This is a genomic window from Chryseobacterium sp. L12 (assembly GCF_056133985.1).
Genome location: NZ_JBVYOF010000017.1, coordinates 151,167 through 169,998, shown reverse-complemented (window position 1 = coordinate 169,998; position 18,832 = coordinate 151,167). Strand labels below are relative to the sequence as shown.

19 protein-coding genes are annotated in these 18,832 nt (G+C 34.9%); 11 read left to right on the top strand and 8 right to left on the bottom strand.

What is annotated here, in order from left to right:
• Positions 1-3 precede the first annotated feature (3 nt).
• The gene (locus AC0NBN_RS10890) at positions 4-369 is read left to right on the top strand and encodes a hypothetical protein (RefSeq protein ID WP_143883313.1); all 366 of its coding nucleotides are present in this window, start codon (positions 4-6) and stop codon (positions 367-369) included.
• 136 nt (positions 370-505) lie between these two features.
• Here AC0NBN_RS10890 and AC0NBN_RS10885 read toward each other — a convergent pair whose 3' ends face one another.
• On the bottom strand, positions 506-1,429 hold the full coding sequence (locus AC0NBN_RS10885; protein WP_160811851.1) for a DUF4349 domain-containing protein: 924 nt from the start codon (positions 1,427-1,429) through the stop codon (positions 506-508).
• Positions 1,430-1,709: 280 nt separating this feature from the next.
• Between AC0NBN_RS10885 and AC0NBN_RS10880 the strand changes: the two genes are divergently transcribed.
• Both AC0NBN_RS10880 and AC0NBN_RS10875 read left to right on the top strand, forming a co-directional pair.
• Positions 1,710-2,198: a hypothetical protein gene (locus AC0NBN_RS10880; RefSeq protein ID WP_312343426.1), complete on the top strand. Its 489-nt coding sequence runs from the start codon at positions 1,710-1,712 to the stop codon at positions 2,196-2,198.
• Between the two features lie 19 nt (positions 2,199-2,217).
• Complete coding sequence (locus tag AC0NBN_RS10875) at positions 2,218-4,605, top strand: reprolysin-like metallopeptidase (RefSeq protein ID WP_160811853.1); 2,388 nt, start codon at positions 2,218-2,220, stop codon at positions 4,603-4,605.
• Positions 4,606-4,705: 100 nt separating this feature from the next.
• Here the strand turns inward: AC0NBN_RS10875 and AC0NBN_RS10870 are convergent, their stop codons facing one another.
• Positions 4,706-6,301: a peptide chain release factor 3 gene (locus AC0NBN_RS10870; protein WP_160811854.1), complete on the bottom strand. Its 1,596-nt coding sequence runs from the start codon at positions 6,299-6,301 to the stop codon at positions 4,706-4,708.
• 154 nt (positions 6,302-6,455) lie between these two features.
• Here AC0NBN_RS10870 and AC0NBN_RS10865 point away from each other — a divergent pair, with 154 nt between their 5' ends.
• Together AC0NBN_RS10865 and AC0NBN_RS10860 are read left to right on the top strand one after the other, a co-directional pair.
• Complete coding sequence (locus tag AC0NBN_RS10865; protein ID WP_160811855.1) at positions 6,456-7,286, top strand: type II CAAX endopeptidase family protein; 831 nt, start codon at positions 6,456-6,458, stop codon at positions 7,284-7,286.
• 76 nt (positions 7,287-7,362) lie between these two features.
• Positions 7,363-8,208, top strand: a complete 846-nt coding sequence (locus tag AC0NBN_RS10860; RefSeq protein WP_160811856.1) for a helix-turn-helix domain-containing protein — start codon at positions 7,363-7,365, stop codon at positions 8,206-8,208.
• 188 nt (positions 8,209-8,396) lie between these two features.
• On the opposite strand, the gene AC0NBN_RS10855 is transcribed toward AC0NBN_RS10860, so the two are convergent.
• Entirely contained in the window at positions 8,397-9,134 is a 738-nt protein-coding gene (locus AC0NBN_RS10855) for an SDR family oxidoreductase (RefSeq protein ID WP_160811857.1), read from the bottom strand.
• A gap of 118 nt (positions 9,135-9,252) precedes the next feature.
• Between AC0NBN_RS10855 and AC0NBN_RS10850 the strand changes: the two genes are divergently transcribed.
• Complete coding sequence (locus AC0NBN_RS10850) at positions 9,253-9,603, top strand: winged helix-turn-helix transcriptional regulator (RefSeq protein WP_160811858.1); 351 nt, start codon at positions 9,253-9,255, stop codon at positions 9,601-9,603.
• A 163-nt stretch (positions 9,604-9,766) separates the two neighbouring features.
• Here AC0NBN_RS10850 and AC0NBN_RS10845 read toward each other — a convergent pair whose 3' ends face one another.
• Positions 9,767-10,102 (bottom strand): winged helix-turn-helix transcriptional regulator, encoded by a 336-nt coding sequence (locus AC0NBN_RS10845; protein ID WP_160811859.1) that lies wholly within the window; start codon positions 10,100-10,102, stop codon positions 9,767-9,769.
• Positions 10,103-10,199: 97 nt separating this feature from the next.
• Between AC0NBN_RS10845 and AC0NBN_RS10840 the strand changes: the two genes are divergently transcribed.
• From AC0NBN_RS10840 to AC0NBN_RS10820, 5 genes are all read left to right on the top strand, one after another.
• The gene (locus tag AC0NBN_RS10840; protein WP_160811860.1) at positions 10,200-10,838 is read left to right on the top strand and encodes a redoxin domain-containing protein; all 639 of its coding nucleotides are present in this window, start codon (positions 10,200-10,202) and stop codon (positions 10,836-10,838) included.
• The gene (locus AC0NBN_RS10835) at positions 10,835-11,641 is read left to right on the top strand and encodes a DNA alkylation repair protein (protein WP_160811861.1); all 807 of its coding nucleotides are present in this window, start codon (positions 10,835-10,837) and stop codon (positions 11,639-11,641) included. Before AC0NBN_RS10840 ends, AC0NBN_RS10835 begins: the two co-directional genes overlap by 4 nt.
• Before the next feature lie 178 nt (positions 11,642-11,819).
• Complete coding sequence (locus AC0NBN_RS10830) at positions 11,820-12,116, top strand: putative quinol monooxygenase (protein WP_160811862.1); 297 nt, start codon at positions 11,820-11,822, stop codon at positions 12,114-12,116.
• 11 nt (positions 12,117-12,127) lie between these two features.
• On the top strand, positions 12,128-12,928 hold the full coding sequence (locus tag AC0NBN_RS10825) for an SDR family oxidoreductase (RefSeq protein ID WP_160811863.1): 801 nt from the start codon (positions 12,128-12,130) through the stop codon (positions 12,926-12,928).
• A gap of 65 nt (positions 12,929-12,993) precedes the next feature.
• Positions 12,994-13,368 carry a DUF2255 family protein gene (locus AC0NBN_RS10820; RefSeq protein ID WP_160811864.1) on the top strand — a complete coding sequence of 125 codons (375 nt, stop codon included), beginning with the start codon at positions 12,994-12,996 and terminating at the stop codon, positions 13,366-13,368.
• A 142-nt stretch (positions 13,369-13,510) separates the two neighbouring features.
• On the opposite strand, the gene AC0NBN_RS10815 is transcribed toward AC0NBN_RS10820, so the two are convergent.
• The 4 genes from AC0NBN_RS10815 to fbp form a co-directional block, all read right to left on the bottom strand.
• Positions 13,511-14,674 carry an MFS transporter gene (locus AC0NBN_RS10815; RefSeq protein WP_143883808.1) on the bottom strand — a complete coding sequence of 388 codons (1,164 nt, stop codon included), beginning with the start codon at positions 14,672-14,674 and terminating at the stop codon, positions 13,511-13,513.
• A 154-nt stretch (positions 14,675-14,828) separates the two neighbouring features.
• The gene (locus AC0NBN_RS10810; protein ID WP_160811865.1) at positions 14,829-16,502 is read right to left on the bottom strand and encodes a glutamine--tRNA ligase/YqeY domain fusion protein; all 1,674 of its coding nucleotides are present in this window, start codon (positions 16,500-16,502) and stop codon (positions 14,829-14,831) included.
• A gap of 227 nt (positions 16,503-16,729) precedes the next feature.
• Complete coding sequence (gene menC, locus AC0NBN_RS10805) at positions 16,730-17,752, bottom strand: o-succinylbenzoate synthase (protein WP_160811866.1); 1,023 nt, start codon at positions 17,750-17,752, stop codon at positions 16,730-16,732.
• Positions 17,752-18,768 carry a class 1 fructose-bisphosphatase gene (fbp, locus tag AC0NBN_RS10800; RefSeq protein WP_089741916.1) on the bottom strand — a complete coding sequence of 339 codons (1,017 nt, stop codon included), beginning with the start codon at positions 18,766-18,768 and terminating at the stop codon, positions 17,752-17,754. Before fbp ends, menC begins: the two co-directional genes overlap by 1 nt.
• Positions 18,769-18,832 lie beyond the last annotated feature (64 nt).

Genomic DNA, 18,832 nt, shown 5'->3' with positions numbered 1-18,832 from the left:
ACTATGAAAAAACCTTTGTGGATTACTGTCGGAGTCATTCTGCTTTTATTAGGAGTTTTCTTCTGGTATAAATTTTTCTTCGTCTTCGGAGAGGGGGTGAAATCTGGTTATCTGAACTATGCCATCAAAAAAGGATACGTTTTTAAAACCTATGAAGGCAAGCTGATCCAGGAAGGTTTCGGAAAAGGAAAGACAGGAACAATTACCAGTTATGAGTTTGAGTTTTCCGTTTCTGATCCTGAAGTTTTCAAGCAGTTGGAACTCAACAGCGGGAAAGTTTTTGATCTTCATTACAAAGAGTACAACGGTGCTCTTCCGTGGAGAGGAAATACAAGGTATGTTGTAGATAAAGTAGTGAATATGAAATAAACAGTAAAGGCTCTCAATCTGAGAGCCTTTTACTTTACCAACCAAATATTTAATAAATATTATGCAACAAAAATAATATGTTTTTTTATAATTTCATAATTCTTATCATTAAAATCTGATTAAAATTAACTATAATTTAATTGTTTTTTTTATCAGAGCTGTTTCGCAGTCTTTTTTTATAAAAATGATAGGCTGTTCCTAAGATTAGGAATAACGGCCAAAACGGCAGCAGGAAGAGAAAAACAGAAGTAATTACATTCCATCCGGATGACACTGCTGCTAAAGATTTTCCTCCAAAGCTTTGAGATTCTTCTGGTTTTATAGTGCTTTCTGTTTTGCCGTAAATGGTAATTTCTACATCACATAAAATATCGTTTTTGTAAGTGCTGCCATTTGTTTCTACAGTTTTGTTTTCAACAATTCCGATATTGTAGCTGAGATCATCCATCAGAAAATCAAATGTCCGGATAGGAACCTTCGCTTTCAGATAAGCAATTTTGTTTTCGTTGTTATTGAGTGAAGTATTTTCACTTTTCAAAATTCCATCATATTTACTGATAAACTGTTTTACCTTTTCTTTTGATGCTTCTGTATTTTCCGCATTGATTTCAATCACTCCATTTTTAGTAATGATATCTTTTACAGGAATATTTTTAGGCTTTGATTCTGTTTTATAAACAATTCTAGTTTCTTTTATAACCTTTGGCGCCGGAACATTGCTCGTAATTTTATCATTTTTCTTTTCTGAAGAATCTTTTTTTGATAACGATTCCAGATTTAAAGAAGAAATTTTTTCGGACAAAGAATCTATACTTTTTGCAGTTTCTTCAATCGTCTGCATTGCCTTACTTTTAGTTTTATCCAATTCTTTAATTTTGATATTTGCAGAATCAAAATCAGTTTTCGATTCTTGCTGTGTCTCATTAACTTTGCTGTTGACATCAGCAACAGTGCTGTCTACCTGTTGTGTTATACGTTCAGATGATAGATTTACAGATTCTCCTTTTTTACACATAATAAAAGTGCTGCATACCATGATGGTAATAATGTTCTTTTTCATAATAATTATTTTTATGGATATTGTACGATTACCAATCAAAATCTATAGATGACGGTAATTGTAATTTTGTTGTTTACTGGTGTAAATCTACTCTCAGATTTTTCGGGAAATTTGTAAAAGAAATGTATGATTCTGGTAAATTCTTATGTGTTTGTAAATGAGTATTTTGTAAAATTTATTTTTTTATTTTACAAAAAATTATGTTAATACCACATTATATCTAAAAAAAACTTTTTTTGTAAATACAATAATAATTACCTTTGCTTTTTGAGACATTTAAATGAAAAACTCTTTTTTGTTAACAGTATCGTTTTTACTGATGGCTGCATTCGTAAGCTGCAGTAATTCTGGTGTATATAATAATGTAAACAACAAGTCAATAGTGAATTATCAGCAGAATAAAATTGAGTTTTCCGAAGTTAAAAGATTTAATAAAGATGTTTCTCTTCCGGAAGTAACCCTTATTACTACATTTAAAAAAACGGTTGAAATTTATGGCAAACTGAGTAATAAGAATTTTTCAAGATCAGAACCCATTCCGACTTTTGAAGAAGGTGAATATTTGCTTGTGCTTAAACCAAAACTCAATAAAATTCTCTACGGAGATATTGAAGTTAAAGAAATAGAAAGTAAAAATCAGGATCTCATAATCAAATACAGAGAAGTAGAAAGTGAAGAATACAAATCTGATAAACTAAAAAATCCGGTTTTAATAATAAAGCTAACAGGTGAAACTCCGGGAAATATAAAACTGTTAGCAATCAATTGAAAAATTAAAAGAAAATTATATGAAGAAAAAACTATTGATTCTGGGTACAGTACTTGCCTTTTCGGCAGCGGGATTTGCCCAGCAAAACCAATGGAAAAAGCTTGGCTCAAATCCCATTGGGGAAGTTCGTGAGAGTAATGTAAGAATTTCAGATTCATCTCTCTTTACGCTTAATGTTGATGAGATTCAGAATAAGCTGAAAGATGCTGCAGACAGAGACTATAAAAACTACAGAAAAGGGGTTTTGCTTAGTTTTCCAACTCCTGCAGGAACATTTGAAACTTTTGAAGTTTATGAATCTTCAACCATGCATCGTGATTTGCAGAACAGGTATTCTGATATAAAATCTTATATAGGTTTTAAAAAAGGTGATGAATCTGTAACTTTAAGATTTACGATTGATCCTTATTTTGGTTTTAACGGTATGATCGGCAGTAACGAGGGAACTTATTACATAGACTCTTATACCAATGACAATAAGGTGTACAGATTGTATAAAAGAAATGATGCGTCTCCGCTTGGTCAGTTTAATTGCCTTTTCGATGGAAACAGTGATATGACAAATCCTTCATCACTTGTTCAGAAAACGGTTATTGACGGACTCAACAGGAAATACAGACTTGCTATTTCAACAACGATAGAATATACTGCTTATATTGCCGGGCAGGCTGGTGTAGGAAGCGGAACTGATGCACAGAAGAAAGCGGCAGTTTTAGCAGCGGTAAATTTGGTTGTTACCCGTCTCAACAGTGTTTTTGAAAGAGATATCGCAGTAAGACTGCAGCTTATCCCGAATACTGATGCTTTGTTTTTCATTAGTAGTGATACTTTCGACACTTTAAGTGCACCACAGATGCTTAACGAAAATATAACAGTTACCAACAATATTATTGGTTCTGCTAATTATGATATTGGACATTTGTTTTTTAGAGCAACAGCAGGTAATGATAACGGATTAGCGGCTACTCCTGCTATTTGCGGGAATAGTAAAGCGGGTGCAGTAACAGGTTCTGCAGTTCCGGTAGGAGATCCTTTTGTTATTGATTTTGTTGCACACGAAATGGGTCATCAGTTTGGGGCAATGCATACACAAAATAACAACTGTAACAGAAACCCTCCTACAACCATAGAACCGGGAAGTGCAAGTTCTATTATGGGATATGCAGGTATCTGTCCACCAAACGTACAGCAAAATTCTGATGCTTATTTTCATGCAGTAAGCATTAATGAAATGTATACCAGACTTACAACAGGAAATACATCAACTTGCGGTACCAAAACGCCAATTGCCAACGCAGAGCCTGTGGTAAATGCAGGTTTAGACAGAAGTATTCCTAAGAGTACACCATTTATGCTTACGGCAACAGCCACGGATGCCAATAATGATCCGCTTACGTATACTTGGGAGCAGATTGATGCAGGTGTAGCACCAATGCCGCCTCAGCCGGCAAGTACTGTTGGTCCGCTTTTCAGATCTGTAATGCCTTCAGCATCGCCGTCAAGATATTTTCCAAGACTATCAACCATTGTTTCCGGATACGACCCTGCAATTGTAACTCCTACGGATTACAGAGCATGGGAAAAGCTGCCGTCTGGAGCAAGAGAACTTAATTTTTCTGTTCTGGTAAGAGACAATAATTCATTGGGCGGTCAGACAGGACGCGATGATGTTAAACTCACAGTAGTAAACTCTGCTGGTCCTTTTGTTGTTACTTCGCAAAATACTCCAGGTATCGTATGGACAGAAGGTCAGTCACAAACCGTTACTTGGGATGTTGCAAACACTACAGCTGCACCGGTAAGTACACCTAATGTTACTATATTATTGTCAACAGACGGTGGAGTAACTTTTCCTTTCGTATTGGTGGCAAGTACGCCGAATGATGGGACTCATACATTTACAGTGCCGGGTAATTTAGGAAACAGTACGAATGCAAGAATTATGGTAAAAGCAATTGATAATGTTTTCCTAAACGTAAATTCACAAAATTTTACGGTCAATTCTTCTGCTGTTGTTGTACCTCCGATCCCTAATCCGGGAACGCCTGGGACACCGGGAACACCAGGAACACCAGGAACGCCGAGTGTACCAGGAACACCTGGGAATCCTGGAACAACTCCATCTACCTTCTTTGAAGGGATGATGATTTATCCAGTTCCATCTTATGACGGATATGTATATATTAAATTAGACTTCCCTAGAAAGGCTCCGCTTCGTCCGTATGCATTTAACTATACCATTTATGCAATGGATGGTAAATTGGTAATTCCTAAAAAATCAAGATTATTCTTCTCTGATCATTTAGAAAAAATTGATTTAAGACATCTTCCTACTGAAACGTATATGATAGAAGTTGAACTGGAAGGTGAGCAGATCGTTAAGAAACTAGTAATGTTTAATAAATAATATTTAATATCATTAACATGAAAACCGTTCAGCAACTTAAGCTGAACGGTTTTTTATTTTTAGATTGTTTATTGTTTCTCAACAATAGTGTATTCTGCTTTTATGAATTTTGAAACTCACTGATAAAATGCAGTTTCACATTAGGAAATTTTTCCTGCGTCATGTGGATGGTAAAGGAAGAATCTGCTAAAAATACAAGCTGATTGTATTTGTCTCTAGCCAAAAATCTCTGTTTCAATCTGGCAAATTCCTTGAATTCATCAGATTTTTCATCAGCTTCCACCCAACATGCTTTATGCATAGAAAGAGGTTCGTAAGTACATTTTGCACCGTATTCATGCTCTAAACGGTATTGTATTACCTCGTACTGAAGCGCACCAACGGTTCCAATGATTTTTCTGTTGTTCATTTCGAGGGTAAAAAGCTGAGCTACGCCTTCATCCATCAATTGGTCAATTCCTTTAGCAAGCTGTTTTGCTTTTAAAGGATCATTATTATTGATGTATCTGAAGTGTTCCGGAGAGAAATTCGGAATTCCCTTGAAACTCAATTTTTCACCGCCTGTCAAGGTATCACCAATTCTGAAGTTTCCGGTATCATGCAAACCTACAATATCACCAGGAAAACTTTCGTCTACCACTTCTTTTTTATCTGCAAAGAACGCATTGGGAGAAGAAAACTTCATTTTTTTTCCTTCTCTTACCAACAGATAGTTTTCATTTCTTTTAAATGTTCCCGAAACAATTTTCACGAAAGCCAGACGGTCTCTGTGCTTAGGATCCATATTTGCGTGGATCTTAAATACAAAACCTGTAAACTGATTTTCTTCCGGTTTTACTAAGCGCAAATCACTTTCTTTGGGTTGTGGCATTGGTGCGATATCAATAAATGCATCCAGTAGCTCACGAACTCCAAAATTATTTAAAGCAGAACCAAAAAATACAGGCTGAAGATCTCCTTTCATGTAATCTTCGCGGCTAAATTCAGGATAAACAGACTGTACCAGATCTAATTCTTCTCTTAAAGTAGCGGCTGCTTTTTCACCGATTACTTCGTCAATAGAAGCATCATTAATATCATCAAACTTGATTGCCTCACCAACTTTCTGTTTTTTCTCTTCCAAAAACAGCTGTATATTATTTTCCCAGATGTTGTAAATCCCTTGAAAATCGCTTCCCATACCAATCGGTAATGAAAGCGGACAAACGGTTAATCCAAGTTTCTGCTCTACTTCATCCAGAAGATCAAATGCATCTTTACCTTCACGATCCAGTTTATTGATGAAAACCAGCATCGGAATATTTCTCATACGACAAACCTGAACAAGTTTTTCAGTCTGTTCCTCAACCCCTTTAGCTACATCAATAACAACAATCACAGAATCTACTGCAGTTAAAGTTCGGTAAGTATCTTCAGCAAAGTCTTTGTGACCGGGAGTATCAAGAATATTAATTTTGTGATCTCTGTACTCAAATGCCAAAACGGATGTTGCTACAGAAATTCCTCTCTGTCTTTCAATTTCCATGAAATCGGAAGTCGCTCCCTTTTTTATTTTGTTGGATTTTACGGCACCAGCTTCCTGAATTGCACCTCCAAATAGAAGCAATTTTTCAGTAAGGGTGGTTTTTCCGGCATCGGGGTGAGAAATGATCCCAAATGTTTTTCTTTTTTGTATTTCTTTGATTAAGTCTGACATATCGTATTTTGAAGTTGCAAAAATCGTGAATTTTAATGGATTGTGAAAATCAAATATTTCAGAAGAAGGCAACATGCACCTCTTGTTAATTAAAATCAAGATTAAAGTGTTTTAAACGACAAAAAAATTATCTTTGTTACTGTAATTTTTAGACATGGAAAAAAGCAGATATCCGAAATTTATTTTTGACTGGGTTGGAGGTTTAATTCTCTTTGCGGGTTATATTGCAGGGACTATGTTGGTCGGTTTTTTTGTATTGATGATAAAAGTTCTTTTTCAGATTGATGTAGCTCAGAAACCGTGGTTTTTAATGATGGCAAATGCTTTGGTTTTCCCTTTAATTATTGCGTTTTTCGATTTTTTTGTAGTTCGTCCTTCTACAAAAATGAAATTAAATTTTAATTTTTCTCCCACAAATTTCTCCACTTATCTTCTTATTTTCCCCATGATGTTCGGAATGATGCTGATAGGAGAATTCACGACTTCGCTTATTCCTACAACAGGATCTTTTTTTGGTGATATTTATCGCTTTTTTGAAAATATAATGAAGAGTTTAATCGATGATCCGGCTGTCATGATTATAGCAGCGGTGATTATGGCACCTGTTTTTGAGGAAATCATTTTCAGGGGAATCATCCAAAAAGGAATGATCAATAATGGTGTAAAGCCCTGGAAAGCAATTTTTATTGCATCTTTATTGTTCGGTCTTATTCATGGAAATCCTTGGCAATTTGTAGGAGCGTTTTTATTGGGGACTGTTTTAGGATTGGTTTATTATAAGACTAAATCTTTGCTTTTACCCATTCTTTTACACGGTTTTAATAATTTAACCTCATCAATTCTGATTTTTTACACTCAGAAAGAAAGTTTTGCTGAGGCTTTCCGTTTGGAAGAATGGATGATTTTAATTATTGGAATTGTACTGTTTGTATTATTTTATTATTTATTTATGAAAAAATATAAAATACATTATTCTGAAAATTAAATTCTTTTAATCTACAAGTAAAGTATAAGAGTATATCAATTTCATATAGCAATTTTACCACAAATCGTACACAAAGATGACCTTCAAAACCTTCCAACTTTTCAACCAATATTTGGGTGTAAATGCTCCTGTTTCCGAAAAAATTGATTTTGGGAAATACGAAAGCCATTTGCCATTGAAAGTGAAGTCAGATGCGGTAAACGTTGATTTTTATAGAATTTCGTTGAAGGAAAACATCAATTTTACGGATGTTCATCAAAAAGAACTGCAACACAAAACCGTGCTGTTTTTCAACAGTCCTAATCAAAATTTTGAATGGAATTTGCAAGAAAAATGGCAGGGTTTTTATGTGCAGATTGCTAAAGACGTAATTGAAAATCATCATTTTTTGTTCCGAAATTGTTTGGAATACGGAATGCACGAAGCCCTCATTTTAGAGGAGAACGAAACCAAAGAAATGCAGCAGATTTTCAGCTTGCTTCATTCGCATTACAACGATCAAAATTACGATTTCGATTTTGTGCTTTCTTACACCAATATCCTTATTTCGTTGGTGGAAAAATTTTATAAACGGCAATTTTCTGTTCATCAAAAAGAATACAATTGGATTGTGAAAAAATTTCAGGAATTGCTGTATGACTATTACAACAACCCAGTTTCGCAAACGCCCAATGTGGCTTATTTTGCCGAAAAGCTGAATTTATCTTCCAATTATTTGGGCGATGTCGTCAAGCATTTTACGGGTACCAATGCCAAAGATTTTATTCAAAATCATATAGCCGAAACCGCCAAAAAATTATTGTTGGAAACCACCTCTTCCAACTCCGAAATTGCATATCAACTCGGTTTTGAATACCCTAATTATTTTGCCAAGTTTTTTAAAAAGCACTTAGGGAAAAGTCCAAAGGAGTTTAGAAGCTAAAAATCACAAAAGCAAACTCATATCGTTTCAGTCTTTTTGTCAATCACAACTTATACAGATGTTTATCGAAAGTAAGCTACTCTTTTAAAGATAGAAATTTACATCCTTTTTTGGTATGATGATTCAGCATATTGTGGAATTGGTTTTATGCCCAAAATAAATGACAAAAATTATTAACCAATATCAGACTACATTGTAGTTCCACCATCAATAATGATTTTCTCATTACGCAAAACCAAAGAATTGTCAGACACCAAAAACTCTAAAATGGGAGCGATGTCATTCGGTTTAACAATTCTACCAATTGGAGAAGTATTTGAAAAATGGTCTAACAAATTTAATATTGCCTCATCACTCATTCCCGACTTTTGTTGAATAGGGCTTTCTGTAACTCCTGGACTAATAATATTTACACGAATTCCTTTTGATGCAAGTTCTACATTTAAAACTTTTGCAATACTTTCAAGAGCGGCTTTGCTTGCAGTGTAAACACTTGTATCTGCAAATGCTTTAAAAACAACAATCGAAGTATTCAAAACCACACTTGAAGGATTTTTCAAAATAGGAACAAATTTTTGGGTCGTAAAATAGGCACCTTTGAAATTAACATTCATTGTTTCATCAAAAATATCTTCTGTTGTAGCTTCAAAACTTGATGCTTTAAAAATACCAGCATTCACAAACAAACCATCAATCTTCGTATATCTTTCACGAACTAAATTCACAAGACGGTCAATTTCAGACAATTTTGAAGTATCTGATAAATAACCAGTTGCTCTATTGTTTAATCTTTTCAAGGCTTCAATTAAATTCTTTTCAGAACGCCCTGTTAGTACCACTTCATAGCCTTTTTCTAAAAGATGCTCTGCACAAGCAAAGCCAATTCCTGTTGTGCCACCTGTAATGACAATTACTTTTTTATCCATTATCTGATCATTATATTCTTGGTAAAAGTAAAACTTAACTATATTTGTAACAAGTACTTACTTAGAAGTAATGTACTTACTAAAAAGGTGGAATTGTTGATTATCAATAGATTAAATAATGGAAATTATTGAAAAAAAATATAAAAATGCTACAGAGTGTCCTATAACCATTTTTATGGATAAAATTGGTGGAAAATGGAAACCTGTAATCGTTTGGCTTTTATTAAAAAACGGGACAATGCGTTTTAATGAATTAGACAAAGCAATCAATGGAATTACACAAAAAATGCTATCCCAACAATTAAAAAGTTTAGAGGAAGAAAACATCATCAAACGTATTTCTTATCCTGTAATTCCTCCCAAAGTAGAATATAGCTTAACAGAAAAAGGAAGCAGTTTATCAGAGCTTTTGGAAGGAATAATGAAGTGGAGCAACAAAAACCTGATTGAAAAAAAGATTGGTCAATAAAGGTTTTTATCAAAGTCAGGTCTTAAGGAATTTCAATCCATTTTTACTATATCTAAACTGAGATATTTGCATTCGGCGAATCTCAATTTCTATTGACTTTATGACAAATTAGCCAATTTTCCACGTCAGGCAATATTCTCTAAATCCTAATTTGTATTTAAAATCAGCCTTCTTCCACAACCAACAATTTACCCCAATCGTTCAATTGCCAAAGAATTTCGACCAACTTTTCTCCAATTTCTGTAAGTGAATATTCTACTCTTGGCGGTAATTCGTTGAAATTTTCTTTGGTTAAAATACCGTCTTCCACCATTTCGTTGAGCTGTTGATTTAAAACCCGACGATCAACATTGGCAATGCCTCGTAAAAATTCACTGGGGCGTTTTTTACCTTCATTGATTTGCCAAACAATTGGAATTTTCCATTTTCCCGAAATGGAATTTACTGCAATTTCCAACGGACAAATTTTATTTTCGGTCGCTCGTTCCTTTGTTTTCATAAAATTGACTTTTTTATCCCTATGTGCTGAAAATATGCGGTATTGTTCATTCTAAAAGGCTTCCAGACATTTGCAAAATTAATCAATTTATAAGGATATGAACGAATTAGCAAAACAAATCGAACAATTCAACAACGAATTGGCAACACAAGTTCCGAAGGAAGTTTTAGAAGCGTTTGGAAAATCTATCGAAGATTTACAAACAAAAAATATTGAAGAAAAAAGTTTAAAATTAGGAACAACAATGCCCGAATTTTCATTGCCCAATGCCAGAAATGAAATCGTCCATTCAAAAGAAATTTTAAAAAACGGAAAAATGATTGTTGCTTTTTATCGGGGTAGTTGGTGTCCGTATTGCAATTTAGAACTGAAAGCATTACAAGATAATTTATCAAAAATCAATGATAAAAAAGCTTCGCTTGTTGCAATTTCTCCCCAAAGTCCTGATAATAGTTTAACCATAATCGAAAAACATAAACTAACTTTTGAAGTGCTTACAGACAAAGACAATACGTTTGCAAAACAATTGGGAATTGTATTTGAATTGCAAGATTTTGTTTTACCGTATTACAACACTTTAGGAATTGATATAACCCATTTCAATAAAAACAACGACAATACGTTGCCTATTCCCGCTGTTTTTGTAGTAAACCAAGACGGTAAAATAATGTATAAATTTGCAGATGCAAACTATATGAATAGAATTGATATTGATGAATTATTAAACACATTATGACAGAAATAAAACGTAAAGGTGCTCGCTCCACAAAAGATATTCCGAAAGAAATTTTGGAGCAACTCAACAATGGAGAAATTGAAACCGCAAATTTGGTAGAATGGTTAGCTGTAAATCAAAGAATTTTGCTTGAAAATTTACTCAAACAAACGAATAGAACAAAATACCTGAAACCAATTTTGTCGAATATTGAAGCCTTAAAAAAGCAAACCGTAAACACCATCAACGAAACCATTGGAACAGGGATTTTTGAACAGGCAACTAAAAATAATGACATCGAAATTCTTAACATTATCTCAACCCATCAATCTGACTTAGTTCGTTGTTGGGCGACTTACACCATCGGAAAAAATCCGAAATTGAATGTGCAACAAATGCTCGAAAAAATACAACCATTTGCGGCAGACAATCATTTTGGTGTCAGAGAAATTTCTTGGTTAGCCGTTAGACCAACTATTTCCAAAAACCTAACAGAAAGCTTAGAACTTTTATCAAAATGGACAAGCAACGAAGACGAAAATATCAGGCGTTTTGCCAGTGAAGCTACACGACCAAGAGGCGTTTGGTGCGAACATATTGAAGCATTAAAACAAAATCCTGCATTGGGCTTAACCATTTTAGAACCTATGAAATCGGACAAAACAAAATATGTGCAAGACAGCGTTGGGAATTGGCTGAATGATGCCAGTAAAACGCAACCTGAATTTGTGAAAAATCTTTGTGAAAAATGGAAAAAAGAAAGTCCGACTAAAGAGACTATGTACATTATAAAAAAGGCAATGCGGACAATTGAAAAGAAATAAAAAAACTAAAACACTGTATTGGTAAAAGCAGAAAGGTAAATAGCCTTTCTGTTTTTTTATGAAAAACGATGCGGCAAAACCCATCCGTAAAAAGTTTCCGTTTTCGCCCTTTTTTGTATCCGTTCCGCCTAAAAATCTGCTCTACTTTTGCCTCATTAATTTTTAAACAAACAAAAAAATGAGTCAACCCATATACGTAACCGCAAAATTTCGCATCAAAACAGAAAAACTGAGCGAAGCCAATGCTTTAATGCAAAATCTAATCACAAAAACCCTTCAAAACGAAGAAAACTGCATCAGTTATACCTATCTGAAAAACAACAATGTAGAAAACGAATTTACCTCTTTTGAAATTTGGAAAGATGCAGATGCAGAAGCCAATCATTGGACAACATCACACATTGCCGAAGCCCTAAAACAGCTTCCTGAAATGCTGGAAACCGAACCCGAAATCAACAAATGGAACAGAATTTAAAATCCAAGAAAATGAGCAAAAAAATATTAATCACCGGAGCAGGCTCTGGTTTAGGAAAAGGAACGGCTATTGGTTTAGCCAAAAAAGGTCATCAAGTAATTGCAGGAGTTTTGCAATGGGAACAAGTAACTGCTTTAAGAGCCGAAGCCGAAAAAGAAAACATTGTAGAAAATTTAAAAGTCATCAAACTCGATATTACCGATGAAATAGATTGTGCCAACGCTCAAAAATACGACATCGATATTTTGGTAAACAATGCCGGCATTGGCGAAACTGGACCTTTGGCCGAAATTCCTGTAAAACTGATGCGAAAAGTAATGGAAACCAATGTATTTTCAACGTTAGAATTTTCGCAACCATTCATCAAAAAAATGGTGGAGAAAAAACAAGGAAAAGTATTCTTTGTTTCCTCAATGGCTGGACTTTCCACGTATCCTTTTCTTGGACCTTACAATGCCTCCAAACACGCTTTGGAAGCCGTGGCACAATGTTTACGAGATGAATTAAAAGATTTGGGCGTTACTGTGGCTACCATCAATCCTGGACCGTTCAGAACAGGCTTTAACGATAGAATGTTTGACACTTTTGAACAATGGTTTGATGCTGACAAAAACTTTACATCAATAGAACCATTGAAACAAATTCAAGCAGGAGTTGCTTCAGATGAAGCACAATTTGATCCGCAAGAAATGATTGATAAAATGATTGAGGTAATTCCTGCCGAAAAACATTTGTTCCGCACGATGGTTCCCGAAGCAATCGCAGAGCATTGCAAAACGTATCAGCAAAATCAATGGACGATAGAAATATAAACTCAATTAAAATCCTGAATGTGAAGAAAACATTTGGGATTTTTTTATTAAAAAATAAAGTTCTAATGACGAAAAAAGGAATTATTCAAAAAATAAACAATTCGAAAGTTTGCCAAATAAAAGTAGGAGAGACGCATGGTTTCAGAGATATTTGGGTTGTTGTAGCAGAAAACAGACTGTTTTGCAGACAATATTCGTTCAGCAAAAACAGTTGGCGAAATGCTTTGTTAGAAAACGAAAAAGCCTACTTAAAAGTAGATGGAAATATTGTGGAAATTGCAGGTAAAATTCCTGAAGATTTAGACACAATAATGCAAAAAGTAAACGAAGCGTATATTGAAAAATATGTTCATCGCCTAAACTATTATCCTGAAATTGCCAAACAAGCTGCAAATTTAGAAAAGCACCAAAAAAGTACGGTGGAGCTACAACTAAAATAAAAACTGCAACAAAATAGATTTTTTTCAAAATGAGATAAGGGTATTTCGATTGGAAACCTTTACAAGATTTGAAATCATTAATCTATTAAACCTTTATCTCTAAATTCGTCATAATGCAGATCGTAAGCTAATATGCTTTTGCTTATAAATTTTTAGGTTTAATCATCCATGGGATAAGAAAATAGAATGCTGTGGCGGTTGCTGTAAGCAGAATACCGGTTCCGATCCATAAAATTGTAAAACCAAATTTTTCAGCGATTAAAGTTCCCAGATAAGGTGTGATAATGAAGGCGATAGAAAAAGCAATTCCATTCAGTCCCATATAAGCTCCCTTATTGTTTTGTCCGGATCTCAAGGCTGTAATTGTTGACATGAACGGCAATGCCCAGATTTCTCCAACCGAGAGCAAAGTCATCGAAATAATCAGCGTTATTATGCTGTAGTCAAAACCAAGCATGGCGTAAGAAAGTCCGCAAATAAAAGTTCCGAGAAACATCGTTCTTGCTAAGTTGAGGTATTTTTCTGCAGCCTGTACCAATCCCATTTCAAGCAAAACTACAATAAAACCACTGTAACCCAAAAGATAACCAATGTTCTGCTGGCTTAGATGCGCTGTTTCTTTGTAGAAAATCGTTAAAGTACTGAAAAGCTGAAAAAAACATATTGAAAAAAGCATACACAGAAAGCAGTAAATCAAAAATTTACCGTCTTTATAAGGCGAGTTCTCTTTTTTTATCTCAATAGCTTCTTTTACTTTTCTAGCTTTCAGTTTTGCTAATTTATTGCGTTTATTGAAAAAGATAATGTATAAAATACCTGCCGAGAGAGCAGCAAAAGCATTAGAGTAAAATAAAAACTCGTAAGATATTGCCGACAAAATTCCACCTAAAGCCGGACCGATTGAAAACCCCAGATTAATTGCCATCCGGTTCAGGGAAAAAGCCCGTGTTATATTTTCGGGTTTTGCATATTTGGTAATGGCAACTGAGTTGGCAGGACGAAAAGAATCGCTTACAATACTCTGCAGCAAAATAATTGCTGCCACTCCGATTTCTGTTTTGAATAATGGAATTAAACAAAATAACGGAACACTCAACAATAAGCTAAGATATTGAACTCTGTATTCCCCAAATTTGTCGGTAATAAAACCTCCAAACCACGAACCGATTACCGAACCGATTCCGAAAAAGCTAAGTACAATTCCTGTATTTTCGATACTGAATTTTAAATGAGCAGTCATGTACACACCCAAAAAGGGAAGTACCATGGAGCCGGAACGGTTGATAAGCATAACCAGTGCCAACATCCAGCTTTCTTTAGACAGTCCTTTGAAGGAGTTGGTATATAAATGTATAATTTTCACAATTTCTAAAATTTAATAGTTTATAGTCTGGATTTATAAAACAAAAAACAGGACTTAAAAAATAAGCCCTGTTTTATTTATTTGAAACAAACAAATTTTACTCCGGCTTATAAGAGTCCTTTAATGTCACAGTTCTGTTGAATACAAAATTGGTATCCGTAGAATCCTGATCCTTTGTAAAATATCCAATTCTCTGGAATTGAAGAGGTTCTCCAACTGCCACATCTTTTAGACTTGGCTCAGCAAACCCCTGAACTGTAGTTACAGACTCAGGATTGATGAAATTTAAGAAATCCACATCTTTCTCAGCATCAGGCTGTTCCACAGTAAATAGTTTATCATAATTTCTTACTTCCACAGGAATGGCATGCTTCGCAGAAACCCAGTGAATTGTTCCTTTTACTTTTCTTAAACTTTCTTCAGTTCCGCTTCCAGACTTAGATTTTTCATCATAAGTAGCATATATGGTCGTGATGTTTCCGTTTTCATCTTTTTCTACTCTTTCACCTTTAATGATATAAGCAGATTTCAGACGAACTTCTCCGCCTAACTTTAGTCTGAAGAATTTGTTGTTTGCTTCTTCCTTAAAATCTTCATGCTCAATATACAATTCTCTGGAGAACGGAATTTCTCTTGTTCCAGCATTTTCCTGTTCAGGATTATTTTCTGTTTCCAGCCATTCTTCCTGTCCTTCAGGGTAGTTTTCAATGATTAATTTCACAGGATCAACTACCGTCATTACACGTTTTGCGACTTTATTCAGGTCTTCACGAACGCAGAATTCCAATAGCTGAAGTTCAATTAAGTTTTCTCTTTTGGCAACACCTACTTTTTCAATGAAATTTCTAATGGAAGTTGGGGTAAAGCCCTTTCTTCTCATTCCGGAAATCGTAGGCATTCTCGGATCATCCCAACCGTTCACTACATTTTCGGCAATAAGCCTCTGTAGCTTTCTTTTGGAAGTGATCATGTAAGAAACGTTCATTCTAGCAAATTCCCTCTGTTTGTTTTTTACTTTTCCTTCTTCGTACACCTGATCCAGATACCAGTTGTATAAAGGTCTGTGGTTTTCAAACTCCAGAGAACACAGTGAATGAGAAATTTGTTCGATATAATCAGACTCGCCATGTGCCCAATCGTACATTGGATAGATTTTCCATGCCGTTCCTGTTCTGTGATGAGGTTTATTCAAAATTCTGTACATCACAGGATCGCGCATATTCATATTGGGTGAGATCATGTCAATTTTTGCACGAAGAGACATAGAGCCGCTTTCAAATTCTCCGTTTTTCATCCTTTCGAACAAATCTAAAGATTCTTCCACAGGACGGTTTCTGTACGGTGATTCTATTCCGGGTTCTGCGGGATTTTTTCTCTGTTCGGTAATCACTTCAGAAGGCTGCTCATCTACATAAGCTTTTCCTTCCTTAATGAGCTGAACTGCCCAATCGTAAAGCTGCTGGAAATAATCGGAAGCGTACAATTCTTTATCCCATTTAAAGCCCAGCCATTCAACGTCTTTTTTTATTGAATCTACAAATTCCTGTTCTTCTTTCTCAGGGTTTGTATCGTCGAAACGAAGGTTTACAGGAGCATTGTATTTTTCGCCCAAACCAAAGTTGATGCAGATAGCTTTTGTGTGTCCTACATGCAGATAACCGTTGGGTTCAGGCGGAAAACGGAAACGGAGCTGGTTTTTTTCCAAACCGTTTGCCAGATCTTCTTCTATAATTTGCTCAATAAAATTGAGTGATTTTTTTTCTTCTTCCATTAATTTCGCTTTAAAGTCGTACCAAACGACAGTTTGCAAATTTAGTAAATTTAGATGTCTAAAAAAAGCAAAGATTTTTTTAATGAAATTCACAACTAATGGAACTTTTTCACGATATTTGCTAAACCAAAAAACTAAATATTACCTGTCGCTATGAATAAGTTCAAAAAGAAACTTTCTGAATTTTTAAATTACATCAAAAAATCAATCTTTATTGATGGTGTAGTCTAACTATTTTCAAGAATGTACGGTTCAAAAAAAAGTTTATCCGCATCTAAATGTAAGGGACTGTGAAAGTTATTTGTAAATAAATTTCCTGTCCCTAATCCTTGTGGCATATTGCTTTTTTTTGTGAAGGTATATTGAGAAATAGCATTCAACCCTATGTTGCTTTCCAACGCAGAGGTGATCCACCATTTAATATTTAATTGTTCAGCAAGGGATATCCACTCATTCGAACCTGAAAATCCTCCCACTAATGCAGGTTTTAGAATGATGTACTGAGGTTTTACTGTTTCTAAAAGCTTTTTCTTTTCAGGATAATCAATTATACCAATTAACTCTTCATCTAATGCAATTGGAGTTGGAGTATGGGAGCATAATTCAGTCATGTCATCCCATTTTCCTGCTTTTATCGGCTGTTCTATGGAGTGGATTTGTAAGTCTGCTAATTGTTTCAAAACAATCTTTGCTTCATCTTTAGTAAAACCTCCATTAGCATCTACCCGAATTTCAAGCTGATCTTTTGTGAATTTTTTTCTTAACTTTTGAAGAATTGTATGTTCTGATTGCCAGTCTACACCAATTTTCAGTTTAATACAATAAAATCCTTTTTCCAGCTTATCTGTTATTTGTTCCTGCATGTATTCAATATCACCCATCCAGATCAGCCCGTTGATTGTTATTGCTGATTTTCCTTCGGTAAACTCACTCGGAAAATAAATGTTTTTCCCATGTTTCAGATTGAGCAATGCCTGTTCGTAGCCAAACCAGATTGAAGGAAACTCTTTCAATTCATCCTTTAAAAACTCTGTTTTTTGGTTGATGTTGTTACAGAGCCATTGCAGTTTTTCTTCGTAATCGGGTCGGTCATCAAAGCTTAATCCACGGAAAATTGCACATTCACCAATTCCTTTCTTATCGTTGTCAAAAACTTCAAGAATGTAGGTCTCCTTATCAAGCAAAACGCCGCGAGATGTTCCACTCGGGCGTTTGAAGTTTAATAAATATCTGAAATATTTTGCTGTCATTATTTTACACTGTCAATTCGCATGAATTCTTCTGCTTTTTCTACCATGTCAACACTTCCACAGAAAAATGGTATTCTTTGGTGAAGTTCCGTTGGTTCAATTTCGAGGATTCTTCTAAAACCATCTGAGGCTTTTGCGCCTGCCTGTTCTGCCAGAAAAGCCATCGGATTGCATTCATACAGCAACCTTAGTTTTCCATTCGGAGCCTGAGAATAAGAAGGGTAGATGTAGATTCCTCCTTTCAGCATATTTCTGTGAAAGTCTGCTACTAAAGAACCGATATATCTTGATGTATAAGGTCTGTCGCCTTCTTCCATCTGACAATATTTGAGGTAGTTTTTCACTCCCTGAGGAAATTTTATATAATTTCCTTCGTTGATAGAATAAATTTTTCCTGTTTTTGGAAACATCATGTTGGGATGAGAGAGATAATAAGTTCCCAGAGAAGGATCAAGTGTAAAGCCATTTACACCATTTCCTGTTGTGTAAACAATCATGGTTGATGAGCCGTAAATCACATAACCGGCTGCAATCTGATTGATTCCTTTTTGTAAAAAATCTTCAAGCTGTACAGGAGTTCCGGGTTCTGTAACTCTTCTGTAAATGGAAAAAATTGTACCTACAGAAACATTTACATCAATGTTTGATGAGCCGTCAAGAGGATCAATTAGCACAACATATTTGCTAAGATGCCCGTTTTCTCCGCATTTGATATCAATAAAATCATCATTTTCTTCAGAGGCAATTCCGCAGACTACTTCTCTTTGTGATAATGCTGTGATGAAAATTTCGTTGGCAATTACATCCAGTTTCTGCTGCTCTTCACCCTGTACATTTTCATTTCCTGCTTTTCCGATGATATCTGCAATACCTGCTTTATTAACTTCCCTGTTTACAACTTTGGATGCTAATCTTATGGCGCTCAGAAGACGCGAAAACTCTCCTGTGGAATATTGGAAGTCATCCTGTTTGTCAATAAGAAATTCTCCTAAAGTCTGTAATGGCTGATCTGACATATTTTATCTTTTTACGATTTGCCCAAATTTCGGAAAATTTATTGCAAATAAAAAATAAAATACA